At 40.2% G+C, this 3,844-nt stretch carries 3 protein-coding genes; 2 read left to right on the plus strand and 1 reads right to left on the minus strand.

Translation table 11 applies throughout. The features are described 5' to 3' along the window. Positions 1–452: 452 nt before the first annotated feature. A complete protein-coding gene (locus B5D54_RS16570; RefSeq protein ID WP_078927632.1) occupies positions 453–830 on the minus strand; it encodes a Tse2 family ADP-ribosyltransferase toxin in 378 nt (125 codons plus the stop codon). 1,383 nt (positions 831–2,213) lie between these two features. Here B5D54_RS16570 and dhiT point away from each other — a divergent pair. Both dhiT and dhiA read left to right on the plus strand, forming a co-directional pair. Then, positions 2,214–2,477 (plus strand): type II toxin-antitoxin system toxin DhiT, encoded by a 264-nt coding sequence (gene dhiT, locus B5D54_RS16575; RefSeq protein WP_039428569.1) that lies wholly within the window; start codon positions 2,214–2,216, stop codon positions 2,475–2,477. Then, positions 2,477–2,992: a type II toxin-antitoxin system antitoxin DhiA gene (dhiA, locus tag B5D54_RS16580; RefSeq protein ID WP_078927633.1), complete on the plus strand. Its 516-nt coding sequence runs from the start codon at positions 2,477–2,479 to the stop codon at positions 2,990–2,992. Before dhiT ends, dhiA begins: the two co-directional genes overlap by 1 nt. Positions 2,993–3,844 lie beyond the last annotated feature (852 nt).

Consider the following 3,844-nt stretch of genomic DNA (forward strand, 5'->3'; position numbering starts at 1 on the left):
GTACCCCATACGCCAAGAAAAAAAGAATGACACTATCCAGAAAACCACCACTGGTGCAATTACGAGTCCCATTTATCCTCCATGAATTTAACGCCCGCTTAAGGGGCAGCCAACGCTACTACTAAGCTTCCGCATAACACCGTCATAATAAAAACCAACGCATAGTAAAAATGCCACGCGTTGGCTGTCCCTCTTGAAGCGTTTGTTAGCTTTAGCTTGGTTTTAGAGGAGTTCCCTTGAAAAATTGAGCACATTATCACCAAATACACTTATAGCATCGCTTCTTAGTGATTTAATGAGTAGCCTTAGTTCGATCAGATCATTACCATAGTCTGATACCTCATCCTCATCATCGGAGTTCTCACAAATATGTGCCCATTGCTTTTCCAATGATTCCAAACCTTCTAAGACTAACTTCATATCCGAAGAGCCTAAGTCTAAAGTTATCCTTCTCAAACTACTTTACCCTCTTTTTTAAACACTCTTGTTGCTTTTAAAGCCATCTCTTCAAGCAATCCCTTATACTTATCTAAAGGCATATTTGTAATAGGTGCAATACCGTAATGATGTGGCTTATCATTTACAAGCTTTAGCCCTTGTGGAGGGCGGGTATTAGGTGGAAACCTCCAAACCCAACCCGTCATATTAGATTGGTTGATTCCTGTTTTGTCAAATACACTTATCCCCTTTCCATTAGCAATAATCACCGTTATGCCGTTTATTTGCATAGTGTCCACATCCCTAGCTCTTATATGCGATAACTTGGGAATGTCCTTATTACCAATCCTAAATAGTTCTTCGGGTAAGATGTAAAAATCTTTCGGAAACATAATTAACTCCAGATGATAAAATCTGAACAATAATTACAAATGAACAAGTGACCTAATTATCAACACCCAATCTGTGATAAAGTTAAAACTAACGTGAAATAGTCATGAAAAGCTAACGCCCGCCTAAGGGGCTGACAACGCATTACCACCAAACTCAAACACAACAACCGTAACCACCGCAACTCATTGGGACTGGAAACGCTGCGCGTTGACAGTCCCTCTTGAGGCGTTTGTTATGTATCTTGCAGCATTTTGTGCATGAAATTTAAGATGCATATCACAATCACGCGTACACACTCAAACAGTGTGGGTTTATGTATTGCAAATCGTGACACGACACAATATATTGACCACTCAAGACACATAACCACAACATGTGGTGTTTTGTAATTTCAACGTAACAAAAGGAAGCAACATGGCAAAAACCCAAGGCGGTAAAAAGAAAGTGCATGTACCAGCGCATACAAGAGATGGCAAAAAAGTGAGAGAGCACTATCGCTCTACACCAAATTAATGCCTACTCACAAAGCCCAAGAGTATCAATTTCTTGGGCTTTTTTTCGATTGATACATAACGCCCGGTTAAGGGGCAGACAACGCCACTACCAAGCTTCCGCATAACATCGTAATCACAAAACCAACGCATAATAAAAATGCCGCGCGTTGGCTGTCCCTCTTGAACCGTTTGTTATGCTTAAACTTCAAACACTTAGGTTTAAACAACCATTAGAATAACTCAGAGTTTCAAACCAACCCAAGCACCAAAACTCGTTAACCTGATCGAAACCATGATTTGAACAAAAACCACGTTAAATTTACTACGATCAAAAGAACAAAATGCCCTTTCAACGAAAATCTGATAAACCAGACTCATAGCAAACTGGCGTGAAACTCAAATGAGGCAATAGCACGGAATCAACAGCGCCCGCCAAATTGCCTTTTCATTAGGCAGCGCAAAACAATAACAAATTGCCGATGCGCTTTTGGCCGATAATCCAAGGAACCAAATCACTCAAAGCGACTTTGAGAAAAAGAAACTCAACACGAACCGGCTCGAAACTAAAATGAGGCAATCACTCGGAATTCACAGCATCAATTTACATGAAACCGCGACAGCTTTATTAAATTGCCGACAAACACGAACGAATGGCCGAAGGAACAAAGAAAAGGCCACAACCGATTGATTTTATGAGATTAAGCATAACGCCCAATTAAGTAGCCCGAAACGCTACTACCAACTTTCCGCAAAACACCGTAATCACCAAACTCAACGCAAAACAAAAGTGCCACGCGTTGAGGGTCTGCTTGAATTGTTTGTTATATGCGCCGACTTGTATCCGGAAAGATACTGGCGTACACTAAACAAAGATTATAGGAGTTGTTGATGCCCGAGATACTCAAAAAGTTGTTAGGTTTGAAGTTTGTCATGTATTACTTAGACAATGACTCTCACAACCGCCCTCATGTGCATGTTGAGTATGGTGAGCACCGCGCCTCCATTGCTATTGATGATATTGAATTACTTGCTGGATATTTGCCAGCTAAAAAACTCGTCAAAGCCGAGAAGTACATTGAGCAACATAAAAGCGAATTGCTGAACGAATGGAACAAAGCCGTCAAAGGTGTAACGATTAAGAGGGTTAACTGATGTTAAAAATCATTGATGTTGATTGGGAGTCTGGTTACGAGTTAGAACTTGAGTTTAGCGATGGTTTTCGTGGAATTGCTGACCTGACTGCTATCTTTGAAACTGAAGCGTTTTCTCAAGTTGACTCTTTTACAGAGTTTTCTCTTGAGGGGACTTACATCGATTGGGGTGCTGCTGAAATATCAGCTACGAAGTTACGCCAATTAGCAGAGGAGCAAGGTAAATACCTTGAAGCTAAAGAAAGAGCTATTTCACCTGATGATATTGAAGCTGTTCTAAAACAAGCTGCTTGGGATTCGATCACGCTTAATAGACCAGATATTCTTCAAGCTGCTATTCGTGGCTATATCGAGGAGTATGGAGTTCAAAACGTGCAACTTAAAACTAACCTTAAAAGTAGACCTAGTATATACAAGGCTTTAAGTCCTCATACTTCGCCTAAATTCGATACTTTAGTTCAACTGGCTCACGGTGCATTAGCTGTAAAAGCTGAAAACGAAGCTTTCTCTCAATAATACTGTGCTCCCAAATATTGGGAGCATATAACGCCGCATTAAGTGGTGAGCAACGCAGACCACTGAACTTAAAGGATAATGCCGTAAACACCGAAGCTAAAGCAAACCAAAAATGCCAAGCGTTGGGAATCCGTCTTAAATGCTTTGTTATGTGATATTTACAAAGTAAGGAACTATCACTGCGAAGACAAGACTAGCTACAAGGTGTAGTAGAGATATAGCTATTAGCGAAAATGCCTTTTCTTTTTTCTTAATAAGACCATTAAACTCTGCCATCACGTACCAACACCTTAGCACCCAAACAACTATTAACATCGAAGCTATGAATGTAATGAATCGATTGCCCCCTTGTTCAAGGTAAATTTGAAATGGAAGTCCGATAAAACTATTTAGCAAGTAAAGCATGCCAACAAATAGAAACGTCAACTTTAGGTTAACTAAGTAACTTCTTGTCGAACCTAATATATGGAAACTTAGTTGAAACATCGCAGCCAAAACGAATACGTAAATAGTTTGGAATAGTCCCATTGAAACTAAGGTAGGGTCACCTTCATTCAGGTGAAACCGTACGATAAGCGAGTAAATATATAGAGACATTGATAACAATGAGAAATAGATTCCCATCGTGGTTGACCAAGTCGGCAAGTTGTTACCAACCATTTGTGTGATCGCTCGATGTCTAAGTAGGATAAGACCATACATTGGCACAAATTGAGCCTTAAAATAATGCATCAAATTTTTCAAAGATACTCCTTATCACTAGTGTACCCCACGAAAAGTGGACACAACATAACTACACACTTTCGAACTCGACGGGACTCACGTAGCCCAACGCTGAGTGCTTCCTATTTC

The sequence above is a fragment of the Vibrio cincinnatiensis DSM 19608 genome (assembly GCF_900167345.1).
Classification (GTDB): domain Bacteria; phylum Pseudomonadota; class Gammaproteobacteria; order Enterobacterales; family Vibrionaceae; genus Vibrio; species Vibrio cincinnatiensis.